The organism is Ensifer sp. B1-9, from assembly GCF_050474445.1.
Taxonomy (GTDB): domain Bacteria; phylum Pseudomonadota; class Alphaproteobacteria; order Rhizobiales; family Rhizobiaceae; genus Ensifer.
In genome coordinates this window covers 229,565-247,634 of the sequence record NZ_JBCHVG010000014.1, presented here as the reverse complement: position 1 = coordinate 247,634, position 18,070 = coordinate 229,565, and the positions used below count along the sequence as shown (strand labels likewise).

At 57.0% G+C, this 18,070-nt stretch carries 14 protein-coding genes and 1 pseudogene; 12 read left to right on the top strand and 3 right to left on the bottom strand.

The window, feature by feature from the left end; translation table 11 throughout:
* The first annotated feature begins 62 nt into the window (after positions 1-62).
* Positions 63-407: a DUF6867 family protein gene (locus tag ACQ5BM_RS26150; RefSeq protein WP_429816634.1), complete on the top strand. Its 345-nt coding sequence runs from the start codon at positions 63-65 to the stop codon at positions 405-407.
* Positions 408-422: 15 nt separating this feature from the next.
* Here the strand turns inward: ACQ5BM_RS26150 and ACQ5BM_RS26145 are convergent.
* Both ACQ5BM_RS26145 and ACQ5BM_RS26140 read right to left on the bottom strand, forming a co-directional pair.
* Positions 423-629 (bottom strand): annotated as a pseudogene (locus ACQ5BM_RS26145) (transposase); the annotation flags it as partial.
* Positions 630-973: 344 nt separating this feature from the next.
* Positions 974-3,661: a LuxR C-terminal-related transcriptional regulator gene (locus tag ACQ5BM_RS26140; protein ID WP_429817641.1), complete on the bottom strand. Its 2,688-nt coding sequence runs from the start codon at positions 3,659-3,661 to the stop codon at positions 974-976.
* A gap of 212 nt (positions 3,662-3,873) precedes the next feature.
* Between ACQ5BM_RS26140 and ACQ5BM_RS26135 the strand changes: the two genes are divergently transcribed.
* The 5 genes from ACQ5BM_RS26135 (at position 3,874) to ACQ5BM_RS26115 (ending at position 9,974) form a co-directional block, all read left to right on the top strand.
* On the top strand, positions 3,874-4,734 hold the full coding sequence (locus tag ACQ5BM_RS26135; protein ID WP_429817639.1) for a branched-chain amino acid ABC transporter permease: 861 nt from the start codon (positions 3,874-3,876) through the stop codon (positions 4,732-4,734).
* Entirely contained in the window at positions 4,731-5,972 is a 1,242-nt protein-coding gene (locus ACQ5BM_RS26130) for an ABC transporter substrate-binding protein (protein ID WP_429817637.1), read from the top strand. The genes ACQ5BM_RS26135 and ACQ5BM_RS26130 overlap by 4 nt, the downstream gene beginning before the upstream one ends.
* Before the next feature lie 114 nt (positions 5,973-6,086).
* Positions 6,087-7,766 carry an ATP-binding cassette domain-containing protein gene (locus tag ACQ5BM_RS26125; RefSeq protein WP_429817660.1) on the top strand — a complete coding sequence of 560 codons (1,680 nt, stop codon included), beginning with the start codon at positions 6,087-6,089 and terminating at the stop codon, positions 7,764-7,766.
* Positions 7,767-7,768: 2 nt separating this feature from the next.
* Positions 7,769-8,461: an ABC transporter ATP-binding protein gene (locus ACQ5BM_RS26120; protein WP_429817635.1), complete on the top strand. Its 693-nt coding sequence runs from the start codon at positions 7,769-7,771 to the stop codon at positions 8,459-8,461.
* 25 nt (positions 8,462-8,486) lie between these two features.
* A complete protein-coding gene (locus ACQ5BM_RS26115) occupies positions 8,487-9,974 on the top strand; it encodes an amidase (RefSeq protein WP_429817634.1) in 1,488 nt (495 codons plus the stop codon).
* Between the two features lie 345 nt (positions 9,975-10,319).
* Here ACQ5BM_RS26115 and ACQ5BM_RS26110 read toward each other — a convergent pair whose 3' ends face one another.
* Positions 10,320-11,606 carry an NAD(P)/FAD-dependent oxidoreductase gene (locus ACQ5BM_RS26110; RefSeq protein WP_429817633.1) on the bottom strand — a complete coding sequence of 429 codons (1,287 nt, stop codon included), beginning with the start codon at positions 11,604-11,606 and terminating at the stop codon, positions 10,320-10,322.
* 207 nt (positions 11,607-11,813) lie between these two features.
* Here ACQ5BM_RS26110 and ACQ5BM_RS26105 point away from each other — a divergent pair, with 207 nt between their 5' ends.
* From ACQ5BM_RS26105 to ACQ5BM_RS26080, 6 genes are read left to right on the top strand one after another with little or no spacing between them, the layout of a single operon-like run.
* A complete protein-coding gene (locus ACQ5BM_RS26105) occupies positions 11,814-13,349 on the top strand; it encodes an ABC transporter substrate-binding protein (protein ID WP_429817631.1) in 1,536 nt (511 codons plus the stop codon).
* Positions 13,350-13,360: 11 nt separating this feature from the next.
* Positions 13,361-14,398: an ABC transporter permease gene (locus ACQ5BM_RS26100; protein WP_429817629.1), complete on the top strand. Its 1,038-nt coding sequence runs from the start codon at positions 13,361-13,363 to the stop codon at positions 14,396-14,398.
* 44 nt (positions 14,399-14,442) lie between these two features.
* A complete protein-coding gene (locus ACQ5BM_RS26095; protein ID WP_429817627.1) occupies positions 14,443-15,387 on the top strand; it encodes an ABC transporter permease in 945 nt (314 codons plus the stop codon).
* Positions 15,380-16,423, top strand: a complete 1,044-nt coding sequence (locus ACQ5BM_RS26090; protein WP_429817625.1) for an ABC transporter ATP-binding protein — start codon at positions 15,380-15,382, stop codon at positions 16,421-16,423. Before ACQ5BM_RS26095 ends, ACQ5BM_RS26090 begins: the two co-directional genes overlap by 8 nt.
* A complete protein-coding gene (locus tag ACQ5BM_RS26085) occupies positions 16,413-17,711 on the top strand; it encodes an ABC transporter ATP-binding protein (RefSeq protein ID WP_429817623.1) in 1,299 nt (432 codons plus the stop codon). The genes ACQ5BM_RS26090 and ACQ5BM_RS26085 overlap by 11 nt, the downstream gene beginning before the upstream one ends.
* Positions 17,712-18,065: a cupin domain-containing protein gene (locus ACQ5BM_RS26080; RefSeq protein WP_429817621.1), complete on the top strand. Its 354-nt coding sequence runs from the start codon at positions 17,712-17,714 to the stop codon at positions 18,063-18,065.
* The last annotated feature ends 5 nt before the right edge of the window (positions 18,066-18,070 follow it).

The following is an 18,070-nucleotide window of genomic DNA, read 5'->3' as shown; positions in this document are numbered from 1 at the left end:
AAGTTCGCGCGGCCTATCTCGAAGGCGGCCGTCATTGATCGGCCGCATCTGGAGCAAGTGACATGCAGGGAATTCTCTACGAAGAAACGTCGATCTGGCAGTTTCTTTTCATAAGCTGCGTGCTTGGGGGCTGGACCGCCTGGCGTACGGGCAAGAGCGTGGCCGAAACCTGGGAAGGCATGCCACGGCTGCTGCTCTACGTGGCATTGCTGGGGCTGGGTATCCGTTTCATCCACCATGCCCTCTTCGCGGGCACGATGTTCAACCTGCAATACTATATCGTGGACACGATCGTACTTTTGTTGTTTGCTACCGCAGGTTTCCGGTACTACCGGACCAAGCAAATGACCAACAACTACTATTGGCTCTATGAGAAGGTTTCGCCTTTCTCCTGGAAAGCCAAGTAGCCAGAGGGTGTCATCTTAGAGCAGATCCTGTTCAATCTGGTCATATCCCGCAGCTCTGAAGTAGTTGGCGCATTCTCCAGGGGTGAACCGAGGTAGCAGGGCGCCGACTGCGTCCCATAGCGCATCAATCTTTCTCTCCGCTCTTGCCCGCAACATAGCTTTCAATTTCGAGAGTGCATTTTCGATGGGATTAAAATCAGGACTATAGGGCGGCAGGTACAAGCGCCTGCGGACTTGACCTGGAAGCGGGAATAACCGCCCTGGATGCTGAAGAGGCTGAGGTGAAGAAATGCCTGGTCGAACAGAGCTCACGGGACCAGGAGATTCTGTCAGGTTAGCAAGCCCTCTCGGAATTAGGGTGCTGTCCGGCGCTGATAGAAAAGCAGGGCTCTGACTGCTATTGCTGCTGTCGCTAGGAACGGAAAAGACTCCGTTAAACCAAATCCATCATCGATAATGAATCAGACCCAAGCATTTCGCGCCGATCGACATGCGAAATCTCCTGCCGTCGACCAGAGCATCGGAGATGAATTCGGCCACATCAATCTGCACGTCTTTCGTCCACTTCAGTGGGCATGTGGTTGAGGCGCAATCGGAATCTCCCTTAAACCTGACTGACTTACCGAAACAACCTCGGTGCGATTTCTGACGTTTAATTTCTTGAAGATTGCCTTTAGATGCCACTTGACAGTTTCAAGGCTGATTTTGAGATCCGACGCGATTTCCTTGTTAGTCATACCGTGCTGTACACGACTAACGACCTCACGCTCCCGCTGTGTCAAGGATGATGCCCCGAACGGTTCTGCGTATCCATGTGGGCGCTCGACCTTAACCGTTGCCAGAGCAGTTGTCAGCCGGCGGAGATAGTGCGGCGAGACTCGTTTGCTGTCACTATTCTGCAGGAACGCAATTACAGTCTTCGTAAGTGTGATTGCCTCTTCACCGCAGTCAATGAACGGGCGAATGACATCTCCAACCTCGCTTTGCGCAAGAAGTCTGGTCATCAACTCCATTGCCACGCCCCGTCTACCTATCGCTACCAAAGAAACGGCGTATTCGATCGCTGCTTCCAACTCGGCCGGCTTGTCCCAAGCGAAGCTATGCATCTGAAGCTCGAAAATTTCCGCTGCCTGGTGAGGCTTATTCTCAGCCATAAGCAGCCGAGCCTCGCACATTCTTAGCAGTCGCCAGCCGAAAGATGTCGGCGACCTGTCGGTCGGTGGCCGAGCCTGGACCATACCACGGAAAACCGTCATGAGCGCACGGGCTTGTGTTACCCGAGATTGGAGTAAATTGAGTCTTATCTGTTCAGCGATGCAAACGGTTCTAAGGCGCAGCCAGTCTCGCTTTCGACCTAACGCATCCCCGCGCTCAAGCAGTTGAGAAGCCGATTTCCAGTCGCCGCGCGAGACGATGATGCGTACCAAAGTCAGATAGCAGGCAATCAGACCTTCAACAAAGCATGTTTGCTCAATGAGGTCGAGGTGACCTGAAAGCAGCGCCTCCGCTTCGAACGGGTCGTTGCGCTGGTAGCGCACAAAGGCCAGCAGGCTGGCTGCCAGCACGGCAGGTGCCGTATTGATCCCGCTGACCCTCTGCGCCAGATCATGCGCCTGCCGGAGCCGTGGTTCTGCCTCATCAAACCTGTTTTCGGCCATGTCGCACAGAGCCAGTAGGCAGGTTCGGCAAACGACTGAGAAAGACAGCGCCGGTTGGTCAGCTTCGATGGGCAATGGCTGCAGGGAACCGCGGGCGAGAACGATGTTGCCGCCCATCAAGTGGCCATGGATCGTGGCATTGCCCACCACGAGAACAGACCAAGCCTGCGAAACGGAATTACGAAATTCATCGGCGAGAGCCAGAAGCGTCGCACCGTCATCCGACATGTAGGCGATGAAGATCAACAGGCTTTTCCGATAGTCGGATAGCTCGTGGATAGCGGGATCGGACGGTGACGCGGCAATCAGATTTTCGATCATGCCTGCGATCGACCTCGCGTCGTCCAGTCTCAAGCTGAGAGCATAAGCCGTGCCGGCGGCTGCCAGCAACGCCCCATCTCCCATCAATTGGCCCACAGAAATCTGCCCCAGCCAACCGAGCACCATGGAAAGATTGCCTTTCGCGACTTCTTCGAGCGCACATCGTCGCGCCCATTCCAGCGCCTGTAGTGTATTTCCGGCTGAGAAGGCATGCTGTACCGCGAGTTGCCAGTTACCGTTTTGCGCGAACCAGGCGCTGGCGCGGGCATTCCGTAGCTTTCCGTCTTCGTTCAGCCTTTCGTCCAAATAGGTCCGCAAGTACTGGCGAAACTGTGGATGAAGCACGAACCGCGTGCCGCCTTCATCGATACAATCTGCGAAAAGTTCACCAGACCGCAGCCGGCGAAAGAGATCTTCGCTGCCTGCAGCGCCGGCCACGGCCCGACACAGAGGTAAGCTCAGTTCGTCGAGCATGGATGTGCGGGCCAATAGAGTTAGCTGTTGCGGTGTAAGGTCAGTTTCCAAGCATTCCGCAAAAAGCTCTGCGAACTCTGCGGGCAATTGTGCAAGGGCTGCCAAGGCGTCCTTAGTTCGTTTGTAGCGACCGAGCATCGTCGCGGTCATTCTCAATCCGGCCGGCCAACCGCGCGTGATGGCGGTAATTAATTCATGGTCAAGGAGATCTATGGCAACCGGACGTTGGATCTGCAGAAATCGAACCAATTCTTCCGGATCGTAGCGCAGTTGCTCATGGGAAAGTTCGAGTAGCTGATTTGCGACACGTAGCTTGGCAACCGGTATCCGGGGACGCCTTCGACCGGATATGACGATGTGCAGGCAATCCGGCCCATAATCGATGAGGTGGGAAATAACTTCATCCACGCCGTCACCGCTGTCGAGACTGTAATTGTCGAGCATGAGCCAAACCCGTCCCGGCAGGAATGATATGCAGTCGATCAACGCATCGAGGTTCGCGCGCCAAGAACGCGGGCCGGGAAGCTCTTCTCCGAGGATTGCCTTTTGCATCATGCGAGACAGCAACAATGGATCATTGTCGCGCTGGTCAAGCTCGATCCAGACCACACGTTCTCCCTGAGCTAGCAGGACTTCACGCCATTGCCGTAGGGCGACGGTTTTTCCGTAGCCAGCGGGCGCAGTAATGAATGTGACGCGCATGCTGGACGCTGCTTCCAGGAGCTGCTTTAGCCGCGGGCGCACCATCTCTTCGAAGTTTAACGCCCGCGGTGCCAGTTTCACGTGGGGAACCGCCGTCATCATTGCCTCCCGCTTCGCCTCTAGGCGGCTCTGGCGCCTGATATAGATCCTGCCGCACACACCCGATCCATTGATCCCCCGGGGCGCATCTAACTCACGTCACGTATTACCTCATCTCACCCCCCCATTCGAGGGGGGGATGGCTATTTCTAACGGTGGTAGCGTTCTGAACACGGCAAGAGGGATGGTTTGCTGATGGGGTGGAGCACGTGTTGCTGCAGTTGATACTGGATTTTCTTTGGGCATTTTCGGCGCTGGCGCTCATCTCCCTAAGCCTCGGGCTGATTATGGGGGAGCTCAAGATCGTCAACATCGCTCAAGGGGACATGGTAATGGTCGGTGCGTATTGCATGTATGCGATGCGCGACATGCCGTTCTTGGCAGCGCTCGGGTCGACGATCGTCATCGGCCTCTGCCTGGGCTTTATCCTTGAACGCTTTGTGCTGCGTTGGGTCTATCACCAAGGCTTCATCGCAACGTTGCTTGCGTCGTGGGGGATCGGGCTGGTCCTGCAGCAACTTGTCTCAGTCGCCTTCTCCATTTCTCAAAAGGGCCTCGATATGCCGGTCAGAATCTCGGTCGAGGTTCTGGACGTCACTTATCCGCTCTATCGGTTGCTTGCCGGAGCGGGCATGCTTACGATAGTCGGTTCTGTCATTCTACTGGTCTACAAGACAAATATTGGTCTGCGGATTCGCGCCTCCATCGACAATGTCGAAATGGCGTCGGTTCTCGGCATCGCGCCGCAACATGTTTTCACGCTCGTCTTCGCGATCGCGTCGGCCATGGCGCTGCTCGCAGGTGCTTTGGTTGCTCCAACGCTTTCGATCACCCCGACAATGGGGCTGAGTTTCATCGCTCCGGCGTTCTTTAGCGTCTTGATCGCACGGGAGGGGTCCATCCTGGGTCCCATCATCGGAGCCGCGATTGTTCAATTGCTGCTTATCATTCTGAGATGGCAATTCCAGGTGACAATCGCCGAAGGAATCCTGTTTGCGCTGCTTGTGATCATCGTGACCATCTGGCCGCGCGGCATAGCATTGAAATCCAAAAAAAAGGGGAACATGACATGAAACACAGCAAATTTGGTGTGATTGGGTCGAGCCCTATCTCGCGGCGCGGCCTATTGAAGGGAGCTGCCGGCGCCGCTGTGGCGGCCGGTGTTGGCGGAACTTGGACGAGGCCCTCTCTGGCTAGCGGCTTCACGGCAGAACGGTCTTTCAAGATCGGCTTTATCGTACCGCTTACCGGTCCGATCTCGCCCGAAGGAGAGGCGATGCGACGCGGACTGGAACTCGGGCTGGCCAAGATCAATGCTTCGGGCGGCTTGGGCGGAAAGCCGGTCGAGATGGTCACCCAGGATAATCAGTCTCAGCCGTCTATGGCGAGCATGCTCGCCAAGAAGTTCATTCAGCAAGAGAAGGTGGATCTAATTGTTGGCACGGTAACGTACGACGAGACAACCGCCGTCCGAGGCATCGCCTCGATTTATGGCACGCCTTTCGTTCAGTTAGAGGCGGGTAACTATGCCGCTGCCGGCAACAAGGCGGACAGCTGCGGCGGAAGCATGATTCCCCTGGGCGAAACCGTTTTGCAGATGGTCGATCCGATCATCCCCTTCATGACTAGTCGTTTCGGTAAGAAGTGGGCCTTCGTGGGCAGCGACTATCAGTTCCCGCGGGACTATACGAATTATGCCAAGGCGAAGCTCGCCGAAGCCGGCGGCACGGTCGTGGCAGAAGAATTTGCTCCATTGGGTACCGGAGACTGGTCGAGCGTCATATCGAAGCTCAAGGCGGCCGCCCCCGACGTCGTGCTGTCCAGCGTTGTCGGCGGCGATGCGATTGCCTTCATCAAGGCTGCGGACAGCCTCGGCCTTCTGGCCAAGACCAAGGTTACCGGAATTTCACTGCAGCCCGAGTTCTATCCCGCTCTTGGCAGTGCCGTTGATGGCCAGTTCACGGTGGCGAGATACACACCCGAAATCAACAACGAACGCAATGCCGAGTTCATCCGGGAGTATAGGAACACTCACGGCGAGGGACCAATACCGTCGGTCGCGTCAGCAGCGTTCGATTGCTGGAACTTTATCAGAGCGGCAGTTCAACGCGCCGGATCGTTCGATGCGGACAAGGTTCTTGGCGCATTTGACAACCTCGAGGTGCGGTCAATCCTCAGCGAGGAGGCGCTCAAGGTTGCCCCGGCATCTCGGGCGGTCGACTACCCCATGTATATCTGCGAAATCCTGCCGGGGGGAACCTGGAAGATAGCGGAGAGTGCGGGCGTTTTGCCTTCAGGGCTAACCTGCTGATCGGCAAAGGCTCTCAGTGAATTATGTGAGCCGATCCCTACGCACGTCATGGCGATTTCTGGTTGGTCAATTGCCGGTCGTGCGGGTGTGTAGCGGGTAGATAAATTGGTCACCATGATGCCTAAACTAATGTTCAACGGGGGCTATGCGGCAGTGCTTGGGGCTTCGGCGCTTGCCTTGGTCCCTTTTCTGATGGGCCCATTTCAGGTCGAGCTCGTGGCCTTGGCGCTGTTGTACGGTCTTTTTGCCTTCGGCCTTGATATCGCCTGGGGGCGAGCAGGCATCGTAACCATCGGACAGGCGATCTTCTTCGGTTGCGGCGCCTACGGTGTGGGGTTAGCAGCCAAATCAGACATCTGGGCTGGATGGGGATTTCTCGGCGCGCTTTCGGTTTCATGCATCGTCGCCGCCGCAGTCGGAGGTGCGGGATTGCGGCGCGCTTCCAGCCCCTCGACAATGGCCGTGCTGACGCTGGCATTGGCGTTGCTCGCCGAAAAGGCGGCCATAACATGGGTTGGCGTGACAGGTGGTAGCAACGGTCTGTTCGTCGCCCCACCAAGTGACACAAATCTGTATTACTGGAGTACGCTTGGGCTGATCGCTTTGGTGGTTCTCGTCACCAAGTCATTTGTCCTCGACCGGAGACTCGGCAACCGCCTGACCGCGATAAGGCTTAACGAGCAGCGGGCCGAACATCTTGGTATCGGCATCCATTTGACACGCGTTTTCGCGTTCGTGATCGGCGCCGCAATCGCGACGTTTGCAGGAGCGATGGCAGCGCCACTCATCACCACCATCACGCCTGACAGAGTCGGCATACTGTTGTCGACGCAGGCACTCGTTTGGGTGGCACTGGGCGGCAGGGGAACCCTGCTTGGACCCTTCGCGGGCGCTCTTGTTGCAGTCTACGGCCAGGACGCCCTGGCGGGTTCCGTTGGGGACTATTACCTCCTCATTCTCGGCGTCCTTTTCGTGCTCAGCGTCCTCTTCATGCCACGCGGGATCGTCGGCCTGTTCGAAAGAGGCGAGTATGTCGCTCCGGTCAAGCCACTAGACATGGGCAAGCCCGGGTTGGCTCAGGACACGGCTACAGCCGATATTAGCCTTGAGACGCGCGATCTTGTTGTCTCTCTGGGCGGATCGTCCATCATCAACAGGCTCGACCTTTCCATCCGGTCTTCCGAGATCGTCTGCGTTATCGGTCCGAACGGTGCAGGCAAGAGTACCATGCTCAATACCATCTCCGGGCTCTTGCCGTCGAGCGACGGTTCGATCCTCTTGAAGGGCAGGGACGTGACTGCAACGTCGTCGAGCACCAGAGCTCGCCTCGGGCTGTCACGCACATTTCAGGTGCCAAGCTTGTTTCCGGAACTCACCGTCGGTGACCACATGATGCTTGCGCGGCAAGAGGGAAGCGCAAGCGACGTGCAGCCGGAGCGTTATCGGAGACTGGAGAAGACGCGTTGGGACGTACCGGTGGGAAAGCTGTCCCTTGGCGAACGCCGCATGCTCGAAATCTCCATGGCTTTGGCAACGCGACCAGATGTGCTTCTGCTTGACGAGCCGGCGGCCGGGCTCGCTCGTAATGAATCCGAACTGCTCGTCGACGACCTGAAAGAGCTGCGACAAAAAACCGGCTGCGCGATCGTTTGCGTCGAACACGACATGGAACTCGTGCGGAAGCTTGCAGACAGGGTCATCTGTCTGCACCAGGGCCGGATATTGAAAGAGGGCACAATGGACCAGGTTTCCGCTGATCCTGAAGTTCGGCGCTCCTATCTCGGACAGAGGTGACAATGTTGCTCGATATCAAGGGTCTCTCAGGAGGCTATAAGGACATAGAGATTGTCAGTGAGGTGTCCCTCACGTTGCACGAAGGCGAAACTCTGGCGCTACTCGGGCGCAACGGAACGGGCAAAACGACACTGCTCAGGATGATTATGGGTCTCGCCGACCGAAGCCGCGGGACTATCTCAATTGACGGGATTCCGTTGCCGCCGCGGTCGCCCGCAAGGTTGTCCAAGGCCGGGGTCACGTTCATCCCCGACACCCGCGGCGTCTTTCCACGCTTAACTGTCGGCGAGAACCTTCGCTTGGCCAGGATGAACGCATATCGGCCCTGCACGCTCAACGTCTTTTCTTACTTTCCTGACTTGGCGGCGCGGTCCGAGCAACTCACTGGAACGCTTTCTGGCGGCCTCCAGCAGCAGGTTGCGATTTCCCGCGCATTGATGACGGGCGCCCGGCTGATCATTATCGACGAACTCACCCAGGGACTGCAGCCATCAATTGTCGAACTGCTTGTCGATGTCCTTGTCTCGGTCTCGGCCCAGCAGGGCATAGCGCTGCTTCTCGTCGATCAAAATCCGCAACTGGCCATGAGCATCTGCAGGCGGGTCATGGTTTTGGATCATGGTCGTCTGGCGATCTCGGGCAACTCCTCAGAGCTTTCGGCAGATACCCGGCTGACGGACCTCCTCGTCGTCTGAATCTTCAAAAGAAATGGAGCTTAACGTGAATCCCATCGATGCCGGAACGACCAGGTCGGGTGTATTCCAAACAGCGACCGAGATGCTGAGCCATATGCGCAGCGGACAGATAAGCGCGGTCGAATTGCTCGACCAGCATCTCGACCAGGTGCGCGCTGTGAATCCCGAAATCAATGCTATCGTGGCCATCGATGAGGAAAGAGCTAGGCTCGAGGCGAGATTGGCCGACGAGGCGCGCGGCCGTGGTGAGGACAAGGGCGTCCTGCAAGGACTGCCTATGACAATAAAGGACGTATTCAGCGTCGTTGGTTTGCCCGTCACCGGAGGTCTGCCGCATCTATCCGGTTACATGCCAGAGAGTGACTCGGAGGTCGTCACCGCTCTTCGCGATGCGGGCGCGGTCATATTCGGTAAGTCGAACGTGCCGGAAGGTGCAGGTGATCATCAGTCGTACAATCCGATCTATGGCACCACCAACAATCCTTGGGATCTGTCCAGAACGCCCGGTGGATCGTCAGGCGGAGCTGCCGCCGCGCTTGCTGCGGGCATGACGCCTCTTGAAATCGGCAGCGACGTCGGCGGCTCGATACGATGCCCAGCGCATTTCTGCGGCGTCTACGGTCACAAATCCAGTTATGGCGTGGTACCCGTGCAAGGCCACGTGCCGCCTGGCCCCAATTCTCTGCGCAAAGCCGAAATGCTGGTTGCGGGACCGATGGCGCGTGATCCCTATGATCTCGAACTTCTGTTCGACGTCATCTCACGACCGACGAAACGTTCGCGAAATGCCAGCCATTTGCCACTTCCTGAACCCCGACATCAGCGGCTCGAAAACTTCCGTGTTGGGGTTTGGTTCAACGAAAAAACCTATCCGGTCGATACCGCATATGCGGACGCAATTGAGGGATTGATAGACGATCTCAAGGGGGTGGGCGCGAACGTCCGGGCTGCGCGGCCCGATATTGACACCGACGCGTCCGCGAACACCTACTTCAACATGCTGTTTGGTGAGTTCTGTGCAAGTGCGCCGCAGAAAATGTACGATGACAGCAAGACCGCACGCGAGGCGGTCGGCGGCGATAACGGTCGCTATGGCGAATGGATTGCCGACGCAACAGTGCAGGATCTGAGGACTTGGCAAGGTCATCTTGAGCATCGGGAGCAATTGAGAATGATCTGGGCTACGTTCTTTCGTGACTGCGATGTTCTGATCTGCCCCGTCATGTCGACCGTTGCTTTCCCGCACGACCATCATGGGGCAGACCATGTTGCACAGCTCGCGCGTATAATCGAGATCAGCGGCGAAAAGCGACCCTATCTTGACAACCTCAAGTGGCCGGGCTTGATCACCGTGGCTAGCCTGCCATCCACCGTCGTTCCTACACGCCGCTTTGTCGACGGCTTGCCCGCTGGCGTCCAAGTTGTCGGTGATTTCCTTGGCGATCGCTCGACTCTGCGCTTTGCCCAGTTGTTGCACGAGCGGCTTGGGGGCTACGAGATGCCGGCGAGATGATCTATGTCACCGGTCCTGAGTGTTGCCCCATTTGCGGCAGGCCGTCTGGGCGAAAGCAGCGTTTCGCTGGTTGAGACTGTAACGCTCCAAGACAACGACGGGGTTTGAAATAGCTTGGCCGAGTCGTGTCAGTTGCTGGGTGTTTGTACGCAACAAGGGCGTATATGAGTTTTCCGGTCGTCGCCGCGGTCATTTCAATGATCCTCGGCCTCTCTGTGGTCGCTTGACCAGTCTTGTGACGAACCTCCGAATCCGCAGGAATGCCCCTCGACTGGACGCCGCTCTCCTGGAGCGGCCTCGTGTTCACTGTGCGGGAAAGACCTTTGCTGCGGAATGCGACGTTTCTCAGACCTGAAGTTTTAGATGATTGAGCAAGACCCTCAGCGCAGGCATGAACCAGGTGCTGCCGTTGTAGAGAAAATGCGTAGGGAACGGGGCTTTTTCGAAGACGAGTTCATTGCTGGTATCGCCGATCAGTCTCCGGCCCATCCAGTAACCCAGGTAGCTGGCCATGGCGACGCCACTGCCGTTGTACCCCGCCGCGAAATGGACCCCCTCGTGAACCCCTAGATGAGGTGCGCCATCAAACGTGACGCCGACGGAGCCAGGCCATGCATATTGGATTTTAGCATCCGCGAGCTGTGGCAACGTCGCGGTCATTTCCTTGAACACGCGCGCGGCACTAGGACGGGGGTCTCCCGAGAAGGATCCTGGCAAGCCCGCCTTGGCGAAGATGACGCGCTTGTGGTCAGGGCTTGGCCGGAAGCAAAGAAAGCCAAATTGGGTGTCGGTGAACCACGTGAGTTTGGGGAAAAGCGAACGAACGAAATCTGTATCGAGCTCTTCCGTCGCGATCACCGTTCCGACAACAGGTACGATCCGCTTGCGAAGGAACTGAAACAGCTTGCCGGAATGCCCGTTGGTTCCCAGACCGATCTGCTTGGCCTGCACCACTCCCTTTTTTGTCCGGATGGTCCAGTTGCCTGGCGACCCCGCCATGGACAGCGCTTCGGCATTCTGGACGAAGAGCGCTCCATGTCGGCGTGCCGCCTTTATCATCCCGTCGATGTACTTCCCGGGATTGAGCGCCTTAGCGTCGGGATTCACGACCGCTCCGTGAAAACGTCGAGAAGCGATTACGTTGTCGAACACCTCCTCTGAGCGGAAGGTTTCGACACCTGCTTCGCGGTTGGCCGGGGCGTCAGCATCTTTCGCAAGATGCGCGAAGATGTCTGGAGTGTGGGCGAGTATTGAAAGCCCCTCCGAGCGAACCTCGGCGTCAATCGCCTCCCGTTTCAGCAGCTTCATTACGAACTCGGCAGCATCAGGATAGGCACGCTCCATCGCTTCACCACGCTCTCCCGGATGTCTCTTCGCCAACCGGGGCTTTCCGATGCCCCCGCCGATGTACCCGAAGTTGCGGCTGCTCGAACCGAATCCGAGGTTCTGCGCCTCGACGACTGCGACGGAGCGACCGCTTCTCGCGATCTCTAACGCGGCGGATGACCCCGTAAAGCCGGAGCCGACGATGAGCACGTCGACCTTGGAGGGTAGGGCATCGCCATCGGGGTCGGAAAGTGAAGTCCCATTCCACCAAAGTGGTCGCGTGGAGAAGTCTGCCGTGGTGCGCATAGTCGTCTCTCGATTGCAGTTTTGAATGCTTATGTAGAGCACGAGAATTACGAACGTCAACAATATGACACATAAGATACAGAAATTCCGCAACTGGCATAAGGCGAATTTCGCTTGACTCCGCGGCGTCTGCTCCTGATATGTGACATAGTCGTTTCAATAGAAACAGAATCGTAACAAAATCTGCAACGATAGGGGAGTTCCAGAATGACCGGACGATATCTCACATTGAAGGCACTCGGCGTGACGCTCGCAGTGCTGTTGCCCCAGGGGGCCAGCGCTGCGGATGGGATCGTAATTGGAACGACGGACAAGGTTACGTCCCTCGATCCGGCTCGCGCATACGATAACGGTTCATGGATGCTGCTGAACAATATTTACCAGAGGCTTCTGACCTTCCCGCCAGGCAAGACAACGCCCGAGCCCGAGGCTGCCGAGTGTGCGTTCAAGGACGATACGACGTACGTTTGCGTGTTGAATCCGGATCTGCAGTTCTCGAACGGGAACCCCCTAACGGCGGAAGACGTCGCCTATTCCTACAGGCGCATCTTGAAGATCAACGATCCTGCGGGTCCGTCCAGTCTCCTCGCATCGCTGGATTCGATTGAGGCCAGCAACGAAAAGACCGTTGTTTTCCATTTGAAAGGCGCCGACATGACTTGGCCATCGGTTGTAGCAACAGCCGTTGGCTCGATTGTCGATCGGAGCGTATTCCCCGAAGACAAGCTCCTGGATAGCGCCAAAGTGATCGGCTCGGGTCCCTATGCACTGGCGTCCTACAAGCCGGGCCAGCAGGCTGTTCTGCGGAAGAACCCCAAATACAAGGGCTCTGAAATGCTGCAGAACGACGCCGTCGTCGTCCAGTACTTGCAACAGTCCTCCGCGTTGAAGCTCGCGGTGGAGCAGGGGGCGGTGGATATCGCCTACCGTTCACTGGATCCCACAGATATCGCGGATCTCCGCAAGAAGACGGACAAGGTTAAAGTGATCGATGGGCCGGGCACGGATGTCCACTTCATCGGCTTTAATTTGTCGCATGAACCAGGAAAGACGGCCGCTGTCCGCAGAGCATTGGCCTACACGGTAGATCGGGCGGCAATCCTGAACAATGTCTACAATGGCGTCGGTGAGCCGTTGTACTCGATGGTGACCAAGGGCTTTGATGGCTACACCGAAGCGTACAAGGACATCTATGGTGAGAAGCCAGACTTGGATAAGGCACGGGCTTTGCTTCGAGATGCCGAAGTCCAGACGCCTGTAGAGATCACCGCTTGGTGGACCCCCTCCCACTATGGCCCACTGTCCGGTGACGAATACATCGAAATTCAGCGCCAGCTGGAATCAAGTGGTCTCTTCAAAGTCACACTACAATCGAGTGAATGGCAGCAGTACGTTACCTCGGCTCTCGGAGATCAGTATGCTGTCTACCAATTCGGTGGATCGGCTGACTATCCCAACGCACTGAACGCGGTGTCGGCGTTCTATGTGGACGGCGGGTTCCTCAACAACCACTATACGAACCCGAAGATCAACGAGCTCTACAAGAAGGCCGTCGCTGAACCCAAGGACGATGTTCGTCACGAGTTGCTCGCGGAAATCCAATCCATCTACGCGGAAGAAGCCCCGACCGTGCCGTTGTGGCAGGGCGCTCAGAGCGTCGTTACTGGCGCCGGTATCGAAGGTGTCGCCGAAACGTTGGATGCCACGAGCAACATCCGTTTCTGGATGATCTCCAAAGACTAAAGGTACGTGAAATGTCAGGATCAAGTGGTGGAGGGCGACTGGCCTCCTACGTCGCGATGCGTGTCGTACTCGCGATACCGATGGTCATGGTGTTGCTCACGCTTGTCTTTCTGCTGATGCGGGTCGCCCCTGGCGACCCAATTCAGGCTGCTCTGGGCGGGCATCTTACCCCAGAGCAACTCGCGGAACGGCAGGCAGCAGCAGGCTATGATCGGTCGTTGATGGAGCAGTACTTCATCTACTTCGGTGAAGTATTTTCCGGAAATCTAGGCACATCGGTCACGGATGGCCGTACGGTGGGGCAAATTCTTGCCGAGAACGGCCTTCCAACGCTCGTCCTGACGCTCGCGTCATTGATCGTCGCGCTTGTTATTGGTCTGCCGCTGGGGATCCTGTCGGGGCGGTTTCAAAGCAGCGGACTGGACACCGGGGTCAGGATCTTTGGCATAGTCACCTATGCCGCTCCGGTGTTTTTCATCGGGCTGCTCGCGCAGCTATTCTTCGGCGTCTATCTGGGCTGGCTGCCGACATCGGGTCAAGCAAGTCCCTTGGTGCAGGCTCTCGTCGAACCGATAACGAATGTCGTGCTGTTTGATGCCATTGCGGCGGGTGACTGGGATTCCATTAAGGACGCTCTCATCCACCTGGTTCTTCCGTCGGTGACCCTTGGTCTGCTGGTATCAGGCGTGCTGATCCGATTGTTGCGCGTGAACATGATCCAGACGCTGAAGAGTGACTACATCGAAGCCGCGACCGCACGGGGGATCAGTGGGCCGCGCATCGTGATCGCCCATGGTTTCCGCAACGCCATGGTTCCGGTAATCACCGTGATGGGGTTGCAGGTTGCGATGCTGCTCGGAGGCGCTGTTCTGACAGAGCAGACCTTCAACTGGCCCGGTATCGGTAGCGTTCTGGTTCAGTATCTCAACAACCGCGACTATGCCGCGGTGCAGGGGATTATCACTGTCTTTGCTCTCGTAGTTGTCGCCATCAGCGTCCTGATCGACGTCATAACGGGATTGATCGATCCACGGGTTCGTTTTGACTGACTGACCCGGAAAAATTCGCTAGTCGGAAAAATTGGAAGTTGACCATGAATTCGTTGTTGCACGGCGGGCTGAAGCCCTTGAGGGAGGCGAGCGGGCTCCCGCGGGTCCTTCTGCTGGTCGGAGGCTCGATCGTACTCTGTTTTGTGATCATGGCAGTATTCGCACCCCTGATCGCTCCGTATCATTTTACGCAATACGAGGCGGACGGGGTGCGCTTCGCCAAGCAGGCAGCACCGACGATCGAGCATGTCTTCGGAACCACTGCGCGGCAGACCGACGTTCTATCGCTCACGATTTATGGATCGCAAACCGCGCTTAAGGTCGTAGTGGTCGCTGTGTTCCTCAGTGCTCTCATCGGAGTGCCGCTGGGCTTGGTCGCCGGCTACGCTGGCGGATGGTTCGATCGTCTGGCCGTCCTGTTCACAGACGCGCTTTTCGCATTTCCTTCCATGCTCCTGGCGATAGTAATGGCGTTTCTTCTTGCAGGACCTCTTGGGGGAGGCATCGCCACTGCCGCCCTTTCGATGACGGTGGTTTATGTTCCGCAGTATTTTCGCGTCGTCCGCAACAGTGTGCTGAGCGTACGAGAAGAACCGTTCGTCGAGGCCGCCGTCGTGATGGGAGCCCCGACGCATTCTATCATTGTCAAGTACATCTTCCCCAACGTCATCCAATCCGTTCCGATCATTGCCACCCTCAACGCTGCGGACGCGATCCTGACCCTGGCTGGTCTAGGCTTCCTTGGCTATGGCGTGCAGCCGACTGTGGCGGCGGAGTGGGGGTTCGAGCTTCAACGTGCGATCCCCGACATCGCTGCTGGCATCTGGTGGACTGGTCTCTTTCCCGGTTTGGCAATCGTAATCTTGGTGATCGGCCTCACACTCTTCGGCGAAGGGCTGAACGACGTGTTTAATCCAATTTTCCGCCGCAAGGCAGTTAAGGCGCCCAACATTTCGGCTGCCAAACTTGAGGATACGGCAAGTGCATAAGCAAGTTCAACAGACCGAACAGGCGTCCACCGCCACGCTTGACGTCAAGAACCTGAGGGTCTGGTACGGCACAGCAAAAGGTCCAGTACGCGCAGTTGATGACGTGTCATTCACCCTTGAACCTGGAAAAGTGCTCGGGCTTGTCGGTGAGTCCGGTTGCGGCAAGTCCACGCTGGGGCGCAGTCTGCTCGGCCTTCTGCCGGAAGGCTCTGCAACGGCTGGTAATGCGGACTTCAACGGCAAAAACCTCCTGAAACTCGATAAAGGTGCTCGCCGCGGTTTGCTGGGCCAAGAGTTGGCCATGATTTTTCAGGAGCCGATGACCCGGCTCAACCCGTTGATGAAGGTCGGAGACCACTTCAAGGAACTGCTCCGTGCCCACGTCAGACGGATCAGCGGTGCGGAAGCTCATCGTCGAACGCTCGAAGCACTGAGGCAGGTGGGCATTCCGGCGACCAGGGTGAACCAGTATCCGCATCAGTTCTCTGGTGGGATGCGCCAGAGGATCATGATTGCGCTCGCAATCGTCCTTCGTCCTAATCTTATCATCGCCGACGAACCCACCACGGCGCTCGATGTCATCGTCGAGGGGCAGATCTTGGCGCTCCTCAGGCGGCTCAAAGAGCAAGTCGGCATGAGCGTCATCCTGGTGACCCACAATCTCGGCATCGTGGTCGACAATTGTGACGACATCGCCGTCATGTACGCCGGGCGTATTGCCGAATATGGGCCCTCGGCTGACGTTTTCAGTAATCCGCGGCATCCCTACACCCAAGGACTGTTGAGGTCGGTCATTACCGCGGAAACAAAGTCACTCGAATCGATCCCGGGTTCGCCTCCAGACCTCTCCAAGAGCATTCGCGGCTGCTTGTTTTGTGGTCGGTGTCCCAAGGCAATGCACGTCTGTACCAAGCGATCACCACCGGAGATCTCAGTGGGGAAGGAACGACGCGTTGCATGTTGGTTGGAGGCACCTGATCTAACAGCCGCTGATAGACAGCCGATCGAGCGCAGGGAATTGGAAGATGCAGTCTAACGCCATCCAAGGCATCGTTGAAACTCACGTTGGGCTCACCAAGCCACTGGTTGAGATTGACAATCTGCATGTTCACTTCGCCTTGAAGAGGAGTTCTTTCAGCCGCGCGCCAGCCGCCGTCGTCCGAGCGGTCGATGGGGTCAGTCTTGCTTTGGAGCGGGGAGAGGTCCTGGGGGTCATAGGAGAGTCCGGCTCTGGAAAATCCACTTTGGGGCGCGCAATCGCGGGTCTCGCCCCGGTTACGGATGGCGAAATACGGCTGCGGGGAACCCGTGTGTCCGGCCTTAGCCGAAACGCAATGCGTCCACACCGCAGATCCATACAGTTTATTTTCCAAGACCCCCACGCGTCCTTGAACCCGACCATGACCATTGGAGCTGCGATCGCCCACCCTCTGCAGATACAGAATGGGAAGGGCTATCGTGACAACCTCGCTGCGGTCGAAAAGGTCATGCAGCGCGTTGGACTGGCACCGCCAGAGCGCTTCATCAACAAGTATCCTTCGGAACTGTCGGGCGGACAGAAGCAGCGTGCCGTTATCGCTCGCGCAATCATCGGTGGTCCGAGTCTCCTCATCGCTGACGAACCCATCTCGATGTTGGATATGAGCGTTCGGGCGAAAATTCTTTCACTCATGATTGAGTTGAAGAACGAGCTCGACCTCACCTACGTCTACATCACGCACGATCTCTCTTCCGCGCGCTACTTCTGCGATCGGATCGCGATCATGTATATGGGCCGGATTGTCGAGCAGGGGACGACCCTGCAGATATTCAACAATCCCAAGCACCCGTACACAAAGGCTCTCGTAGCAGCCATGCCTCATCAGGATGGTCATCAGCGCGAACCGTTGATCCGAGGCGAAGTGGCGGACGCCGCCAAGCTTCCAAGTGGCTGCGCTTTTCATCCCAGATGCCCCGTGGCGTTTTCACCATGCGGTTGGCAAGCCGAGGATTTCAACGCTTTGGTCGAACGCTGGTGCACGGACACGGACAGGGACTTCGAGTCGATCATCGGAAATATCGAGCAACGAGGATCAATCGTCGACATCTCATTCTGCGATGAGGCCCAGGCGAGGTCCCTGTTCGAACGACTTCAGGCGGAAACCCTTGCTGATCCAATCTGGACGTCGCTGGTGAACAAGGAGGCACGCGGCAGCGTCGTCAGTTTGACGCTTCATCAACCTTCGGAACCAGCGGAGGTGCCATCCACCGCAGGATTCGTTCGTTGCCATCTGCACGATAATCGTTTTTCTACTATCCAAACAACTGAGAAGGTCTTTAGATAAATGTCGAACATTGCCTACGACAACGTGCTGGATTTTGCAGACCTGCGGCCATCGCGTCTCAAACCCGAGGGGCGTGACAGTGGATCCTTTTGTCGCGCAATCGATCTCGGGGCGCAGCTTTCAAGAAAAATCGACGCCGGCGTCTGGAAGGCTGAGCCGGGAGTCTACCGCCACCCGGGCTCTGACCTGGGCGAAACGTTCATCGTCGTGGAAGGGGCTGCCGAAATTGAGATTCAGGGATTTGGTTCCTTCGAACTCCATTCAGGTAGGTTGATCACCATTCCTCCGATTACGCCTTCGATCATGAGGGTGTCGGAAACCTTGGTGAAACTCTCGTTAATTGACAAGAAATAGTCTAT

Bases quoted from the DNA above. Each gene is read 5' to 3' on its own strand.
- ACQ5BM_RS26150 (WP_429816634.1), top strand. From the start codon at position 63: ATGCAGGGAATTCTCTACGAAGAAACGTCGATCTGGCAGTTTCTTTTC.
- ACQ5BM_RS26140 (WP_429817641.1), bottom strand. From the start codon at position 3,661: ATGACGGCGGTTCCCCACGTGAAACTGGCACCGCGGGCGTTAAACTTC.
- ACQ5BM_RS26130 (WP_429817637.1), top strand. From the start codon at position 4,731: ATGAAACACAGCAAATTTGGTGTGATTGGGTCGAGCCCTATCTCGCGG.
- ACQ5BM_RS26125 (WP_429817660.1), top strand. From the start codon at position 6,087: ATGATGCCTAAACTAATGTTCAACGGGGGCTATGCGGCAGTGCTTGGG.
- ACQ5BM_RS26120 (WP_429817635.1), top strand. From the start codon at position 7,769: ATGTTGCTCGATATCAAGGGTCTCTCAGGAGGCTATAAGGACATAGAG.
- ACQ5BM_RS26110 (WP_429817633.1), bottom strand. From the start codon at position 11,606: ATGCGCACCACGGCAGACTTCTCCACGCGACCACTTTGGTGGAATGGG.
- ACQ5BM_RS26105 (WP_429817631.1), top strand. From the start codon at position 11,814: ATGACCGGACGATATCTCACATTGAAGGCACTCGGCGTGACGCTCGCA.
- ACQ5BM_RS26100 (WP_429817629.1), top strand. From the start codon at position 13,361: ATGTCAGGATCAAGTGGTGGAGGGCGACTGGCCTCCTACGTCGCGATG.
- ACQ5BM_RS26095 (WP_429817627.1), top strand. From the start codon at position 14,443: ATGAATTCGTTGTTGCACGGCGGGCTGAAGCCCTTGAGGGAGGCGAGC.
- ACQ5BM_RS26085 (WP_429817623.1), top strand. From the start codon at position 16,413: ATGCAGTCTAACGCCATCCAAGGCATCGTTGAAACTCACGTTGGGCTC.
- ACQ5BM_RS26080 (WP_429817621.1), top strand. From the start codon at position 17,712: ATGTCGAACATTGCCTACGACAACGTGCTGGATTTTGCAGACCTGCGG.